The sequence below is a fragment of the Marinomonas gallaica genome (assembly GCF_001639745.1).
Taxonomy (GTDB): domain Bacteria; phylum Pseudomonadota; class Gammaproteobacteria; order Pseudomonadales; family Marinomonadaceae; genus Marinomonas; species Marinomonas gallaica.
Map to the genome: position 1 here is coordinate 50,042 of NZ_LTAX01000020.1, position 16,063 is coordinate 66,104.

A 16,063-nucleotide genomic window follows, 5' to 3' on the forward strand; every position below is an offset into this window, starting at 1 on the left:
TTAATCACTCAGACACATCGTTAAAGATGGCATCTAGGGTATCACACAAATGCACGACTTCCCCATGAGTGTGTTCAGCACTCAACGTAATGCGAAGCCTAGCAGTATTTGGTGGAACGGTCGGAGGTCGAATCGCTTTACACAAAATTCCTGCCTTTGCCAACGCAGCACTGATGTGCAGTGCATCATCACTTTGACCAATTAACATAGGCTGAATAGCGCTATCCGATGGCATCATCGGATACGGCCATGCTGCTGATCGCTGTCGTAACAGCTGAATATGATTCGCTAGCTGCTCTCTACGCTGCTGACCTTCATCCGATCGAATCAGCTCTAGACTGGCTAAAACCGTTGCCGCAATCGCAGGCGACATCGCTGTGGTGTAGATGTAGGGGCGCGCAAATTGGGTTAAATAATCGGCCATATCTTGAGAGCAAGCAACAAAAGCTCCGGCAACACCAAATGCTTTACCAAACGTCCCCATTAAAAACGGTACATCTTCAGCACCTAAGCCATCTAAATCTATTGCACCTTTACCTTCATGCCCCATACAACCTAAACCATGAGCGTCATCTACCACCAACAACCATTCATGCTCGCGAGCAAGTGAGGCCAATGACGCGAGCGGCGCTCTATCACCGTCCATACTGAAAATACCATCTGTTGCCAGCACACCCGGCTGATCAAGAGATTGAAGGTGTTTTTGAGCACTGCTCACATCGTTATGTAAATAACGTTTAAAGGTTGCACCGCTGAGTCGAGCACCATCAATGAGCGACGCATGATTCAACTTATCCATCAAGACAGGGTGTCGTTTGCTCGCAAGCGCAGAAATAACCGCGAGGTTTGCCATGTAGCCGGTACTAAATAGCAACACACGCTCATACCCTAACCAACCTGATAATGCTTGCTCTAAGCGCTCATGTATATCCAAATGACCGCAGACAAGATGAGAAGCACCACTGCCGACACCATATTGGTGTGCGGCGTCGGATAAGGTTTGTTTTAAATGAGGATGATTGGCTAAACCTAGATAGTCATTTGAGCAAAACGATAAATAACGTCGATCGCCTTGCCTCATCCACGTGGTTTGCGGACTCGAAACAACTTGTGTAGAGCGAAATAAGTGCTGCTCTCGGCGCTCATCGAGCGCCTCGAGCATCCAAGCTGGTGTTTTAAACGGTGGCATCGTAGAAAAACTTGGCTTCGTTTTGTGCTTTAGCCTGAGCCGCAATCGCTTCCGTTACCGCTTCATCAGACACATCGTGACGTCGTTCAGGTTGAATGCCCAACTTCTCGAATAACATACGATCTTTGTCTGCTTCAGGGTTGCCAGTTGTCAACAGCTTTTCGCCGTAGAAAATAGAGTTAGCGCCCGCCATAAAACACAAGGCTTGAGTTTGTTCACTCATACCTTGACGACCTGCAGATAAACGCACGTGAGACGTTGGCATAATAATACGCGCTACAGCGATGGTTCGAATAAATTCAAATTCATCTAAATCATCAACATTTTCTAGCGGCGTCCCTTCTACTTTTACCAGCATATTAATTGGCACACTTTCTGGATGCGGTGTCATCAAAGCCAATTGACGTAATAAGCCCACACGATCTTTTTGCTCTTCTCCCAACCCCATAATACCGCCACAACACAGCTTCACACCGGTATCACGAACATTAGATAACGTATCCAACCGCTCTTGATACGATCGCGTAGTGATAATACTGTCGTAAAACTCAGGAGAGGTGTCTAAGTTGTGGTTATAATAATCTAGGCCTACATCAGCTAACTGCTTCGCTTGCGCTTTATTCAGCGTCCCTAGCGTCACGCACGACTCTAAGCCCAGTTGTTTAACGCCTTTGATCATCTCTAACACATAAGGGAAGTCTTTTTCTGAAGGATGCTTCCACGCCGCGCCCATACAGAAACGCGTCGCACCTTCCTTCTTTGCAAGTGTCGCTTCTTCCAACACTTTCTGCACTTCCATTAACTTTTCTTTTTCCAATTCGGTATTGTAATGGCCACTTTGCGGACAGTATTTACAGTCTTCTGGACACGCGCCGGTTTTGATGGACAATAGAGTACTGACTTGCACTTCATTGGGTGCAAAGTTTGCACGGTGAACGGTTTGCGCATGGAAGAGCAAATCCATAAAAGGCATATCAAACAATGCTTGAACTTCTTGGCTAGTCCAGTCGTATCGAGGTTGAGTCGAAATATTCACCGCTATGGCTCCATCATTTTATTGTTGCAAGGAACGCAATACTAATGAACCACCCCCATCTGTCAACTACATTGATAAACAAGGTTTACAAGAGGCTATTTTTAAATCAATGCTATGTTTGTGGCTTCAAGCAAGAAGGTTGCCTCTGCTCCAGCTGCACTACTTTTTTAAAACGAAACGACCACTGCTGTGATCGTTGTGCAAGCCCCACCCTGTCTCCTTTAGCACTATGTGGAGAATGCCAAAAAGAACCCCCCAGTTTCTCAAAAGCCATCGCGCCTTTTGAATACGAAGGTCTCTGTCGCGCTCTGATCACTAAGGCAAAATTTGAAAACCAACCCCACCTACTGCGCCCTTTAATCAGTCAGCTTGCGGATCACATACTGCAACAGAACCAGCCTATTCCTAAACTCTGGAGTTATGTACCAACCGCCACCAGTTCACTAATTGAACGTGGTTTTTGTCAAACCGAGTTTATGAGCCAACTGTTATTGAAACATCTGCGCCACTATCATCCCGATCTTAAAATCGAGCTAATAACAATAGAGCGAATAAAAGCAAACCAAGCGCAACACACACTAGCAAAACGCGAGCGTCATAAACTCACCCATAAGCACTTTTATGTGCCACAGACACCTTCCGAACCTGTTTTACTGATCGACGATGTCATCACGACAGGCAGTACTGTCAACGCTTGTGCCGAAGCTCTAACACTATCCGGAGCGCCAAATGTGACAGTCTGGGCATTAGCAAGAACGCCATAACAGTGAGCGCCATAGATATAGCGCCCCCTATAAAATTTCGATAGTATGCCGTTCAATTTGTTCACTCGTTGTATAGGCCAAACACCATGAACCAAGAAGAGCACCAACATCTAACTGAGTTAGATAAACAACTGTTGTGGCACCCATACACTTCTATGAGCCATCCAACTCCCCATTACTTAGTAGAAAGCGCATCTGGCTGCGAATTCCATTTGGCCGATGGCCGCAGTCTAATTGACGGCATGTCTTCTTGGTGGAGCGTCATTCACGGTTACAATCATCCACAGATTAATCAAGCCTTACACCAACAAGTAGATCGGTTCTCACACGTTATGTTTGGCGGCCTTACTCACAAACCAGCGATTGAACTCGGGCAAAAGCTGGTGGCAATGACACCTGAATCATTAACACGGGTTTTCTTTTCCGATTCAGGCTCAGTCTCAGTTGAAGTCGCACTTAAAATGGCGATTCAATACTGGCACACACAAGGTCACCCCAATAAACAGCATTTTGCGACCCCTCGTTCTGGATATCATGGTGATACCTTTGCTGCTATGTCCGTCTGCGATCCAGTGAATGGTATGCACAGCATGTTCAACCAAGCACTGACGCCGCAATGTTTTGTCTCCCCGCCGCCAACGGGAATCGATACGCCACTTGATAAAAAATACTTACATGAAATTCGTGAGTTATTTGCTGAACAACACGAGCATTTAGCGGGGTTCATCATCGAACCTGTCGTTCAAAATGCCGGCGGTATGCGTTTTTACAACCCCGCCTATCTTGATGAAATCAGAGCACTGTGCGACGAGTTTAACATTTTGTTGATCTTTGATGAGATAGCGACGGGCTTTGGTCGAACAGGCAAACTGTTCGCGACAGAGCATACCAATATCGAGCCTGACATCATGTGTCTTGGCAAAGCACTCACTGGTGGCTACATCACGCTTGCAGCGACACTTACCAATGATAAAGTCGCTCTAGGAATCAGTGACCAAGATGGCGTATTTATGCACGGTCCGACCTTTATGGGGAATGCACTAGCCTGTGCGGCAGCCAATGCCAGTTTAGACCTAGTGAACAGTTATCATATCGAGGACAAAGTCCACCAAATTCAAGTATGGCTAGAAAGTGCGTTAAGCCCCTGTTTAGATTTAGAGATGGTGACCGATGTTCGATGTCTTGGCGCTATCGGTGTCGTAGAACTGTCACACCCCGTAGATCTCCATAAAATTCAGCCACTGTTTGTCGAGCAAGGCGTTTGGGTTCGTCCCTTTGGCAAACTTATCTACCTAATGCCTCCTTACGTTATTACTCAAGAGCAAGTCACTAAGCTGGGCCACGCAATTCAGACAGTGATACAACAACATTTTTAATCCATCAGACAGACATAAAAAAACGAGCCATTGGCTCGTTTTTTTCGCATATCTAACGTTACTGCTTCATGCGCTCAGCTAAGTTACCTTGCTCGTAAGCTTCTTCTTCAATATGAGCAATATTCGAAACAATATTTTCCGCCCGCTCGATACTTTCAATGCTCAGCTGATCCACTTCCATCATTTGTTGACTGAGTGAACTGGCCACATCAGCTTGCTCTGCGGTAGCAGAATTAATCTGAGCCGTTGTCTCCACAATATGATGAATCGCTGCTTCTATGGCGTTCATGCTTTCAGCAACCTCATTCACACCTTGAACACCTTCATCAGCAACCGTCGCGCCTTTCACAATAGCCTCGAGGACAGCTTGAGTATTGCGTTTTAACTCTTCCGTTGTCGAGTGGATACTTTGAGTAGCATCTTGCGTTCGAATAGCAAGTGCTCGTACCTCATCCGCTACCACAGCAAAACCACGACCCGCTTCACCAGCTCGCGCTGACTCAATGGCAGCATTCAACGCCAACAAGTTAGTTTGCTCCGCGATGTCACTGATCGACTTAACCAAACCGTTAATAAGATCACTTTGTTTCGCTAAATCTTCTACTACATCTTTTGCAGAATTTACTTCAGCGTATACTTTCTGCATGGTTTCACCAGTATGCTTGGCCATCGCTCGGCTAGCTTTCGCTTTATCTTCCACCGACGCTGTATCTTCGGCAGCAATGCGAACATGGTCTGCAATTTGATTCACACTGGCTTGAAGTTGTGTACTCGCCGACACCACCGTTTGGAAACTTTCACGCTGCTTATTAAAGTTTATTAAGTTAGATGTGACACTCTCTTTAGCATGCTCCGCTCGCTGCTGTAGCTGTTTCGAGCCCTCAACCAAACGATGTCTAAATGTAAATGCAGCGGCATTTTTATGTAACTGAGAAAAACTGAGTGCCACATTGGGGCCAACCGCTTTAAAGTACAAATACTGACCGATTGGGTTGTGTGCTTCTGGAGGCAGCTTGGCAATCGTTGAACGCAAAGAGTGGCGCTGAGTTAGATTAAGTGACGCACCAACAACCGCTAAAATGGGCGATAGAATTTGCCACCATAACCAGGGTGAAAACAGCCCCATGATACCGAACACAACAAAAAATATTGCGTTTAACCATGTTTGACGCCACATCCATCCTTTAAAACGAGGCATACCTGGAACAGGGTGCTTACCCGCATTGACCCGCTCATACACCATTTGTGCATGGGCTTTTTGATCGTTGGTCACTTTTTGACGAACCGACTCGTAGCCAACCACCTTACCGTTATCAATAAGCGGGCTAACGTGCGCACTTACCCAGTAGTGGTCACCACTTTTACAACGGTTTTTTACAATCCCCATCCAGCTTCTACCGGCTTTTAAGTTTTCCCACATATCGGCAAACACAGCAGGCGGAACATCAGGATGACGAATCAGGTTGTGCGGTTGACCGACTAGCTCTTCACGCTCGTAACCAGCCACCTTACAGAAATCATCGTTTACGAAGGTAATACGACCCTTAGTATCCGTACTGGAAACTAAAGTATAGTTGGCAGGAAAATCATTTTCCCTGTTTGTAACAGACATCTTTCGCATAACTTCTCTCGATAAATATATCTAATCACTGACACAACCATAAGATTTACATACCGTTTTAGCAACTAAAAGGCATCACTTTTTGCACTATTCATCCGCAAAATCACGGTAGGCATCCGGTGCCAAATCTTCAAAACGCGTGAATTTGCCAATGAAGGCCAAGCGACAAGTACCGATTGGACCATTACGCTGCTTACCAATGATAATTTCGGCAATACCTTTATGCGGCGTGTCTTCATGATAAACCTCATCACGATAAACAAATGAGATGACGTCCGCATCCTGCTCAATCGCACCTGATTCACGCAAATCCGAGTTCACTGGGCGCTTATTTGGACGCTGCTCCAAACTTCGGTTAAGCTGCGAAAGCGCAATAACAGGACACTCCATTTCTTTCGCAATGGCCTTTAATGATCGCGAAATTTCTGAGATCTCATTGGTTCGCCCCTCACTGTAGCCTGGAATTTGCATCAACTGCAGATAGTCGATCATGATCATTGCCACACCACCGTGCTCGCGTGCAATACGACGCACACGTGAGCGCATTTCTGTTGGGCTAATCCCCGCGGTATCATCGATGAAGAGCTTACGATCTTTTAGCATTTTCACCGCTGACATAAGTTTATCCCAATCCTCTTGAACCAATTGTCCAGAACGCATTCGAGTTTGGTCTATTCGCCCCAAAGACGACAGCATACGCATCATCAACTGCTCAGCCGGCATCTCTAAACTAAACACTACCACTGGAATCTCACTGATCATGGTCGCATTTTCGACCAAGTTCATGGCGAATGTTGTTTTACCCATCGATGGACGGCCAGCAACGATAATCAGATCCGAAGGCTGTAACCCCGATGTCATCGCATCAAGATCAGTAAAGCCCGTACTCAAACCGGTGATCGAGCCCTCTTGATGGTACAACTCATCAATTTTATCTACGGTCTTACTGAGAATGTCGGCAACGATACGAGGGCCGCCTTTCTTATCTCCACCTTCTGCAAGCTGAAAGATTTGACGTTCGGCATCTTCCAGCACTTCCGCAGCCGTCATTCCTTCTGGCTGATAAGCTCGGCTATTGATGTCATTAGTGGTTGAAATAAGCCGACGCAATATGGAGCGCTCACGCACAATCTCAGCGTAAGAAGCAATATTAGAGGCACTAGGCGTCCCTTCTACAACCTCTATAAGATAGGTCACGCCGCCAATGTCTTCCAACTCTCCACGCTTATCAAGCCTTTCACTGATGGTAACCACATCGGCAGGTTCGGAGTCATCCGCAAGACGAGCAATCACAGCAAAAATTGCACGATGTTCTGGACGGTAAAAATCATCCGCCATCACCAGCTCAGATACTTTTTCCCAAGCTTCCGGGTCAAGCATTAAACCACCAATAACAGAGCGCTCTGCCTCTATCGAATAAGGTGGTAGTTTAATAGAGGAGACTTCTGAATCTTCAAACTGCACGTAACACTCTCTCGCAAATTGGATTGAAAAAAGGCATCAAAGCTTACCATTAAGCCTACTAAACATCAGCTAACGATCATGCTTAGGAAAGAAAAAAGACAGGCATAAAAAAAGGCATCCCACTTACGTGAAATGCCTTTCTTTGAAGCTATAATTCCGAAGGATTATAGAGCTACAACGTCTAGAGTAACTGTAGCAGTTACTTCAGAGTGTACCTGAACGTCGATCTCGTAAGAGCCTACGTTACGTAGAGCACCTTCTGGAAGACGTACTTCAGATTTAGATACTTCAGAACCCGCAGCAACAATCGCTTCAGCGATGTCACGAGTACCGATAGAACCAAATAGTTTACCTTCGTCACCAGCGTTAGCTGTGATAGTGAAAGTTTTGCCATTTAGTGTCTCAGCACGTGCTTCTGCAGAAGCTTTACGCTCAGCAGCTTGAGCTTCAAGCTCAGCACGACGCTCTTCAAAAGTAGCCAAGTTAGCTTTGTTAGCCATCACAGCTTTTTTGTTTGGAATCAAAAAGTTACGCGCGAAACCTGGTTTAACAGTAACAACGTCACCGATACCGCCTAGTTTGCCGACTTTGTCGAGTAGAATCACATTCATCTCGATCACCTCTAAAATAAAATATCTAGCTTTTAATTGACGTCAGAAGGTTTTGATTGCATTCGTCCACGAATGTCTACAAAGCTATCGACCACCGCAAGGAAGATCAAAATATTCGCAAAATAAACACTCAGTACCAAAATACCAATCAGATAAAAAACAACCAGTCCAACAATCCCAATTTTTTTCAATGCCAGAATACCGTGAACCAATGCAAGACCAGGAATCACTAATGCTGGAACAGCCGCTCGAGATAAAATCTCAAAACCGCCACCTAGGCTTTCACCAACCAACACCATTGCTCCTAAGACCAGAGCAATAATAAGAGGGAGTCTAAATTCATGAAACTCCTTCTTTAGCCCACCTGGGTTGTACAAGCGCGATTGCCACCGGCGTGCTAAAAATAGCGCACCTACAGCAATATAAGCTTGAACCACTGACATGGCGATCACCGCTTGACGAACAATCATTTCCTTAGAAGGTATGTCTGTTTCGCCCTCATTGCTTAATACTTGTTGAATCAGTTCTGCAACTATATCCAACAAATTTGCCATGAGTAGTGGCTGAACCAAAGACGATATAGCGGCAAGTAAACTCGCCCCTAGCATCACCCAAGCCCAAGATACTTTTTCTCTTAGCACGAAAGCCAAAATAAAGGTATCGATCAACACCATGAGTGCTGTTGCATCACCTTGAATACCCCACAGCACAAGTGCTGGTAGGCCACCCCAAGCAATAACAGGTATTCCGTCCTTTACACCTTTTCGAAGTACTACCAGTCCAAGGACCGCAGCGCTCAGCCAAAACATCATTGGGATGATGCTACATAACGCTACCACAAGGATAGCATTCATGCGTTTTTTCATTACCCAGTTAGCTAAACCGCCCATGAGATACTTCTTATATCACCTATTAATTAAAGTGACCGTCAGTGTATGGAAGCAAAGCAATGTAGCGAGCGCGTTTGATAGCAGTCGCTAGCTGACGCTGGTAACGTGCACGTGTGCCAGTAATACGGCTAGGTACAATTTTACCAGTTTCAGTGATGTAACCTTTTAGAGTTTCTAGATCTTTGTAATCGATCTCTTTAACGCCTTCTGCAGTGAAACGGCAGAATTTACGACGACGGAAAAAACGAGCCATAATGTATCTCCTAATTAATCAATTATTCAGCAGAGTCGTCTGCAGCTTTGTCAGCAGCAGCTTCTGTTGGTTTTTGCTCTTCACGCTGTGGAGCACGACGCTCTTCACGGCTTTCAGACGCTTTGATTGGAGACACTTCAGTTACCGCATCTTTACGACGGATAACTAGGTTACGGATGATTGCATCGTTGTAACGGAATGTGTCGTTTAGCTCAGCCAAAACACCTTCAGACGCTTCAATGTTCATAAGAACATAATGCGCTTTGTGAATTTTGTTGATTGGGTATGCAAGTTGGCGACGGCCCCAGTCTTCAAGACGGTGTACTTGACCGCCATCTTCAGTGATCAAGTTAGTGTAACGCTCGATCATTGCTGGTACTTGTTCGCTCTGATCTGGATGAACCAGAAACACGATTTCATAATGACGCATGATTGCTCCTTATGGGTTCTTAGTCTCCACGCTTTCCCCGTTAAAAAGCTGTGAGACAAGGAGTAGAATGTACGGGGATGCGCATTATATACTCACCCAGCCAAGATAAAAAGGCCATGCGAGTATTTTTTAACCTTTTAAAAGCAATGCGTCGCTCGCACCCGTCCCTTTATCTGATATGAGAAAAGGGAGCGATGCTCGACAGAATGCTTTTTACTCGCTATGTTGACCGAAGCTCACTCTGATTCAACTTCTTCAAAGCAAGGATCCGCTATGCCAGCATTCGTATATTTACTGCTGCCTATTCTATTTTGGTCTGGTAATTATGTATTAGGTCGACTTACTGTATCGGGCGGTATTGACCCCTATACGATCTCTTTTTTTAGATGGGGTTTTGCGTGTTTACTCATTATGCCTTTTGCTTTGCCAAAGATCCGTAAAGACTGGCCACTTGTTATCAAACATTGGCCTATGCTGCTCTTTTTTGCCTTTCTAGGCATCTGTAATTACAACCTATTTTTGTACATTGGTTTGACGTCTACTACCGTGACTAATGCGGTGCTGCTTAATTCCATCATGCCTGTGATGATATTGATTACCGCGCGTTTACTGTTAGGCAGTAAAACTAGCCAGCTACAAAATGTAGGGATCATCATTTCAACCATCGGCGCAATCGTCATTGTCAGCCGAGGCAGCCTGGATACCCTATTACATTTGACCGTTTCTAAGGGAGACCTTTGGATTATCACAGCCGCAGTGAGCTGGGCAGTCTATTCCGTATTACTCATTCGTCGTCCTGGCATGCATCTCTTAAGCTTCTTTGCTGTCACCGCCATAATGGGGACCTGCATCCAATTCCCGCTCTATGTTTTATTTTCACACACCGAAATTAGCACCCTCACGACCGCTAACTGGGGAGCCATTCTATATATGGCTATCTTTGCCTCTATCGGCGCTTTTATCTGCTGGAACGTCGGCATCCAACAATTGGGTGCTGCAACCGCTGGCCACTTTGTACATTTATTACCGGTATTCAGCATTTTTCTCTCAATCATCTTTCTCGAAGAAACAATTCAGAGCTTTCACGGTATTGGTATCATGTTGATATTTTCAGGAATCGGCATTGCCACGATACTGAATCAACGTGTCAAAAAACACGCTCTTACTAAGTCTTTTGGCGATTAAGCCGCGCACTTAATAGCACACTTATAAAAATCAGAACCGTCCCAGATATGGCCAGCCAATCTGGGACATGCCCCCAAATTACCCATCCCCAAAATCCGGCAAACACAATTCCAATGTAACTTACTGGAGACACAACACTTGCCGGGGCATAGGTATAGGCCAATGTGTATAAATGCATGCCAACGTACAACGTCACCGCGACCACCAATACCCATAGCCACGTATCCGCCGGCAACGCCAAACTTTCGTCTTGGACCAACGCAAGAGGCAATGACAATAAGGCAGAAAACGCAAAATACACAATCATCGTTTCTTGGCTAGACACATGGGAACTCAATACTCGCGTTGTCACCATAGAAAATGCCAAGCCGACCGCCGACAACAAGCCAATGATATGCCAAGGGTTAAAGTGTTCCGGAGTCGGGTTTATAACCAGTGCGACCCCAATAAAACCTACAATAAGTGGTAGCCAGCGTGATTTAGGAATAAATACTCGATGCATCAAGAGGACAACAAAAGGGACACATAGTGGCGCGCAAGAGCGCAGCAATGAGGCTTCAACTATTGGTATGTGATTTAACGCCCAGTAATAACACGAGAACCCAAGAAAACCCCCAAGACTGCGCAAAAAATGCGTTTTCATTACAGCCCATGAACGACGCTGCCACTTCCCCCACATTTGTGGGAATAGAATCACCACACAAAATAAACTCTGCCAAAACATTAAAACAGGTACTGCAATTTGCGTCTGAACTTGCTTTGCAGCCACAGCCGTTACAGACATAATAAGTGCGTACGCTAAGGTGGCATAAATACCCTTTTTAACCAAATATAGATCACTCACCGAGTGCGTCCTTAATAATGTAACCGCTTATCAAAGCAACAGCTTAACAAATGCGCCATAACCAAACGTTGCTGTCGATCATTGTGCTTATAAACCAAGATACTGGGTAAAAATCGAACCTGACTCTGGTGTAGATAACGCTTGCACATCAACCAATGCCTGTACCTGACCATGCTCCACTAGCATCACTTTACCACCTAACGTTTTCGCATCGTTTGGAGCGTGCGTCACCATCACCGTCGTCCAGTTAAATTGATGCGTCAGTGAACGCACTAACTGCAGCATTTCATCACGTAATCGGGGATCTAATGCACTGAACGGCTCATCTAACAACAGCACTGGCTTGTCACGCACCAACACCCTTGCAATCGCTACACGCTGCGCTTGGCCACCAGACAATTGCTCAGGAAATTTTTGCGCAAAACCCAATAGCTGGGTCTGCTCTAATGCCCACTTTAGTTTACTATTTTGCTCATTTGTTAAACGCCTTGTTGGCGACATACCAATAGCCACATTATCCCAAACATTTAACTGCGGAAACAAATTATCACTTTGAAATAACATCGAAACAGGACGCTCATAGGGAGCCAAATGATCCAGCTTTTCCCCTGAGAACTCTATTATCCCTTGCCCAGATAAGTAACCACCTAATAAAGACAACAAGGTACTCTTACCACCGCCACTGGGCCCTAAAATACTGGTAATGCCAGCAGGCAACTGAGCTTGATAATCGGCCTGAAAGTCTTGCCAATGGTATTGAATATCAAATGACAGCACGACGCCCTCCCACTAAACGGGTAATACCATAAAATAATGCAAGACACAGCAAAATCAGCACAACGGCAACACAGCCACCCTGTTCCACTCGATACGAGCCAATCAACTGGAACAAATACATAGGTAATGTCTCAAGCCCTTTTGAACCGAATAATGCCACCACACCCAGATCTCCTAAGCTTAACAGCACTGCATAAGCCAACCCCTGTGCCATCGCAGTACGTATCTGCTGCCACTCAAGTCGTAAGCGCGACCAGCCAAAAATTTGCAGCTGCTCATAAAGATGACGATAACGTTTTTCTTGCTGATACAGGGTTGGCATGATGGCACGAAGTACGAACGGTAGCGCCATAACCGCATTCACCCACACAACAATCCAATAGGCATGCCGAAGACCGATACCAAGATGACGTAATAACAGAAACAACCCTGTTGCTAATACGAGCCCCGGCACCATCAACACCAAATTGCCCGATTGCTCTAACTTATCCGCTAACCAGTCCCCTCTGCTACGCCAGCGTACGCTGCGCGCTAACGCAGCAATACTAAGCCCAATAACAAGCGCCAATAGCCCAGAAGGCAAAGCAATGCGCACGGAATGCCAAACCGACCACCATAAATCGTTTGCCTGCAGTGTGTGCCAGAAAAGCGGGCTCACTATGGGCGATAATATGGCAATAAAAGGCGGTAACACCCACAACAAAACGACACTGAGTGACAAGCCATCAATAACGTTAGGTAGCACACCTGAGCGTAATGGTAAACGCTGACCTTGGTACACACTCACATCTTGACGCACAGCGGGAGCAAACTTATAAACAGCAAGAGCGACCGTACTGCATATAGCCACCTGCAGCAGAGACAAATAGCTCGCTTTATTCAAATCAAACTCAAAACGAAGTGCTTGGTAAATGGCCACTTCCAGCGTACTGGAGCGTGGTCCACCGCCTAGGCTTAATACCACAGCAAAACTTGAAAAACACAACATAAAGACCAGCAAAAACAACCCTGGTAGTGTCTTTTTCAAATAGCTCCACTCAATTAGATGAAACGCCTGCCAGCGTGAAAGCCCCAGCTGACTTGCCAAGCGCCATTGTGAATCCGGTATCAATCCATAAGCCTGTAAAATAACCCGCACGGCAAGAGGCATATTGAAAAACACATGTGCGAGCAGAATCCCACCCAGGCCATACAGCGGGAACGCAAAACCAAACACACTGGTAAACCAGCCATGACGACCATAGACCACAACAATGCCAAGAATCGCAACAATGGTGGGCACTACCATCGAAACAGCAAACAGGTTTAGTAAAGTTTGCCGTCCAGCAAAACGACGATGATACAGGCACGACGCTACAGGAATCGCCAACGCCATACTGAGCAAAGCACTGAGGCTCGCCTGTAAAAAGGAGAACCTTACTAATCGCCAGATATAAGGATCGTCTATAAAACGCCCCCAATCACTTGGGGACGCATAAGAGAGCAAGGCCACAAAAGCGGCCATTGCGACAATGAAATACAGCGCTACACCCAGCCAAGCTGGACGTAAATGAGAGGAAAGTATCAAAACTTAGCGAGTCGTCGCCTCAAGCCATTCGTTCACCCACGCTTGACGCTGCTTAGCCACTTGCTCTGCAGGTAACGTCAACACTTTTGTTGCCTCAGGCAATGTTGAAAAAGCTTCAGGTAATGGCTCGATATTATTCATCACAGGGTACATCCAGTTGCCCGTCGCGACGACATTCTGAAACTCTGGCGCCAAAATAAACTGCATAAACTCTTCAGCCAGTGCTTTGTTTGGTGCGCTGTTCATCATTGCAGCCACTTCAATTTGAGGGTAAAAACCCTCACTGGCTTCGGCCGCTTTGTACTTATTCTCACCTTCGGCCACCATATGATACGCGGGTGACGTGGTGTAGCTCAGCACAACATCCGCCTCGCCTTTTAAAAATAAACTGTAACCGTCATACCAACCTTTGGTCACAGTCACCGTATGCTCAGACAACTGTGCCCAAGCATCCGCCGCTTGCTCACCGTACACCGACTTCATCCAGAGCAACAAACCTAAACCTGGTGTACTGGTGCGAGGATCTTGGTAAATCACTTTAAGGTCTTGATTCTCAACCACGTCTTTTAACGATGTGGGCGGTGTTTCAAGCTTTTCACTGTCATAGATAAACGCAAAATAGCCTTGATCAAACGGAACAAAATACTCATCACTCCATCCATTAGGTGTCTGTACGTCAGTCGTATCCACATTATGCTTAGCTAACAAATCGGTCTGCTTTGCCGACTGCATTAGATTAAGATCTAACCCCAATAACACATCGGCCTCAGAAGCCTCGCCCTCTAACTGGACGCGCGACAAAATACCCACCGATGAATCCAGCGCTACGAAGTTCACTTCACAATCACACTGCGCTTCAAAACGGGTTTTGATTTTAGGGCCTGGGCCCCACTCGGATGCAAACGAATCGTAGGTATACACATTCAGCGTGTTCGCTGCTGCTATAGATGACGCCAACAGCGCTGCCGCTGTCACCGCAAAAGATTTAAAAGGCATAGTCGCTCCATAAATGAGCGGCGTATAACTGGATGGGCAAGGTATGAAGGACTTGCTATCTCAATTCCTACGCCAGCATGATCTGGTTCAGGTTCAATGGGTTAGCCGCAAAAGCTTCTCAGTGGCCACATCGCCACACCCCATGAGATACGGGTATTTAAAAACGGAACTATTCTACCAGACCCTTAAGAGATGTCTAAGTATTGAAATACTCAGACAATAAGAGAAAAGGAAATATCGCTAAAACGCCTTTAAACTAAGAGGATATCCCTCTCAGCTTAAAGGACAGCACACAAAAAATTAACTTATTTAATACCTCCTGATTAAAATCAGAGCCACAAGTCACCAGTGTCCCAAACGGTCCCATCCGCAAACTCGACTGCATTCAATTCGTAAGCGGGTTTGTCGAAGAATTCAGTGACTTTGATGACTTCTTCTGTGCTCTGCAAAGTTAAAAGCAAATGATCACTGCTGCGAGTAATGGTTACGTCATCAGGCTGCACGCCCTCTGAAAAACGTAAAACATCGTAATCCGTTGTTTTACGATAATAGTTATTGATTGTGGTGTTCCCATCCCCAGCGCTAAATAGATACACGTCATTGCCAGACTCACCTTTTAAGTAGTCCCCATCCCCCATACCACCACTTAATGTGTCGTTTCCGGATCCGCCATATAAAGTATCTTTGCCTAACCCGCCATCCAGCACGTCGTTTCCACCTCGTCCTTCAAGTCGGTCATTTCCTCCAAGACCAGAAAGGGTGTCCGCAGAATCAAGTCCAACGAGTTTTTCCGACGCCTCCGTTCCCGACAAAGCTTGTCGTTTCAACTCAACAGCATCCCAGACCGTCCCATCTTCAAACTCGACAGCATTCAATTCGTAAGCGGGTTTGTCGAAGAATTCAGTGACTTTGATGACTTCTTCTGTGCTCTGCAAAGTTAAAAGCAAATGATCACTGCTGCGAGTAATGGTTACGTCATCAGGCTGCACGCCCTCTGAAAAACGTAAAACATCGTAATCCGTTGTTTTACGATAATAGTTATTGATTGTGGTGTTCCCAT

16 protein-coding genes and 1 riboswitch are annotated in these 16,063 nt (G+C 45.8%); of the genes, 3 read left to right on the plus strand and 13 right to left on the minus strand.

Annotation, left to right across the window (positions count from 1 at the left end; genetic code table 11):
• Nucleotides 1–4: 4 nt before the first annotated feature.
• A complete protein-coding gene (gene bioF / locus AYW76_RS15330) occupies nt 5–1,189 on the minus strand; it encodes an 8-amino-7-oxononanoate synthase (protein ID WP_067222625.1) in 1,185 nt (394 codons plus the stop codon).
• Nucleotides 1,176–2,162, minus strand: coding sequence for a biotin synthase BioB (gene bioB / locus AYW76_RS15335; RefSeq protein WP_067031439.1), 987 nt, complete (start codon nt 2,160–2,162; stop codon nt 1,176–1,178). The genes bioF and bioB overlap by 14 nt, the downstream gene beginning before the upstream one ends.
• Before the next feature lie 539 nt (nt 2,163–2,701).
• Here bioB and AYW76_RS19140 point away from each other — a divergent pair.
• Together AYW76_RS19140 and bioA are read left to right on the plus strand one after the other, a co-directional pair.
• Nucleotides 2,702–2,989 (plus strand): ComF family protein, encoded by a 288-nt coding sequence (locus AYW76_RS19140; protein ID WP_156489095.1) that lies wholly within the window; start codon nt 2,702–2,704, stop codon nt 2,987–2,989.
• An 86-nt stretch (nt 2,990–3,075) separates the two neighbouring features.
• The gene (gene bioA / locus AYW76_RS15345; RefSeq protein ID WP_067222632.1) at nt 3,076–4,365 is read left to right on the plus strand and encodes an adenosylmethionine--8-amino-7-oxononanoate transaminase; all 1,290 of its coding nucleotides are present in this window, start codon (nt 3,076–3,078) and stop codon (nt 4,363–4,365) included.
• 58 nt (nt 4,366–4,423) lie between these two features.
• On the opposite strand, the gene AYW76_RS15350 is transcribed toward bioA, so the two are convergent.
• The 6 genes from AYW76_RS15350 to rpsF form a co-directional block, all read right to left on the minus strand.
• Nucleotides 4,424–5,986: a methyl-accepting chemotaxis protein gene (locus tag AYW76_RS15350; protein WP_067222635.1), complete on the minus strand. Its 1,563-nt coding sequence runs from the start codon at nt 5,984–5,986 to the stop codon at nt 4,424–4,426.
• An 87-nt stretch (nt 5,987–6,073) separates the two neighbouring features.
• Complete coding sequence (gene dnaB, locus AYW76_RS15355) at nt 6,074–7,450, minus strand: replicative DNA helicase (protein ID WP_067222639.1); 1,377 nt, start codon at nt 7,448–7,450, stop codon at nt 6,074–6,076.
• A 164-nt stretch (nt 7,451–7,614) separates the two neighbouring features.
• Complete coding sequence (gene rplI, locus AYW76_RS15360; RefSeq protein ID WP_067030847.1) at nt 7,615–8,061, minus strand: 50S ribosomal protein L9; 447 nt, start codon at nt 8,059–8,061, stop codon at nt 7,615–7,617.
• A gap of 32 nt (nt 8,062–8,093) precedes the next feature.
• On the minus strand, nt 8,094–8,951 hold the full coding sequence (locus AYW76_RS15365; RefSeq protein ID WP_067222643.1) for a hypothetical protein: 858 nt from the start codon (nt 8,949–8,951) through the stop codon (nt 8,094–8,096).
• Nucleotides 8,952–8,973: 22 nt separating this feature from the next.
• Complete coding sequence (rpsR, locus tag AYW76_RS15370; protein ID WP_067030853.1) at nt 8,974–9,204, minus strand: 30S ribosomal protein S18; 231 nt, start codon at nt 9,202–9,204, stop codon at nt 8,974–8,976.
• 22 nt (nt 9,205–9,226) lie between these two features.
• The gene (gene rpsF / locus AYW76_RS15375; RefSeq protein WP_067030857.1) at nt 9,227–9,634 is read right to left on the minus strand and encodes a 30S ribosomal protein S6; all 408 of its coding nucleotides are present in this window, start codon (nt 9,632–9,634) and stop codon (nt 9,227–9,229) included.
• Nucleotides 9,635–9,907: 273 nt separating this feature from the next.
• Between rpsF and AYW76_RS15380 the strand changes: the two genes are divergently transcribed.
• Entirely contained in the window at nt 9,908–10,819 is a 912-nt protein-coding gene (locus AYW76_RS15380) for a DMT family transporter (protein WP_067030860.1), read from the plus strand.
• On the opposite strand, the gene AYW76_RS15385 is transcribed toward AYW76_RS15380, so the two are convergent.
• The 5 genes from AYW76_RS15385 to AYW76_RS19560 all read right to left on the minus strand — a co-directional run.
• Entirely contained in the window at nt 10,800–11,663 is an 864-nt protein-coding gene (locus tag AYW76_RS15385) for a DMT family transporter (RefSeq protein ID WP_067222646.1), read from the minus strand. The genes AYW76_RS15380 and AYW76_RS15385 overlap by 20 nt on opposite strands.
• Nucleotides 11,664–11,750: 87 nt before the next feature.
• Complete coding sequence (locus tag AYW76_RS15390; RefSeq protein WP_067222650.1) at nt 11,751–12,440, minus strand: thiamine ABC transporter ATP-binding protein; 690 nt, start codon at nt 12,438–12,440, stop codon at nt 11,751–11,753.
• Nucleotides 12,427–14,007, minus strand: coding sequence for a thiamine/thiamine pyrophosphate ABC transporter permease (gene thiP / locus AYW76_RS15395; protein WP_067222653.1), 1,581 nt, complete (start codon nt 14,005–14,007; stop codon nt 12,427–12,429). Before thiP ends, AYW76_RS15390 begins: the two co-directional genes overlap by 14 nt.
• Nucleotides 14,008–14,010: 3 nt before the next feature.
• A complete protein-coding gene (gene thiB, locus AYW76_RS15400; RefSeq protein WP_067222656.1) occupies nt 14,011–15,003 on the minus strand; it encodes a thiamine ABC transporter substrate binding subunit in 993 nt (330 codons plus the stop codon).
• Nucleotides 15,004–15,049: 46 nt separating this feature from the next.
• Nucleotides 15,050–15,156, minus strand: a riboswitch (TPP riboswitch).
• A gap of 176 nt (nt 15,157–15,332) precedes the next feature.
• Nucleotides 15,333–16,063, minus strand: a 731-nt coding sequence (locus AYW76_RS19560; protein ID WP_331709458.1) for a calcium-binding protein, incomplete at its 5' end; no start/stop codon positions are given.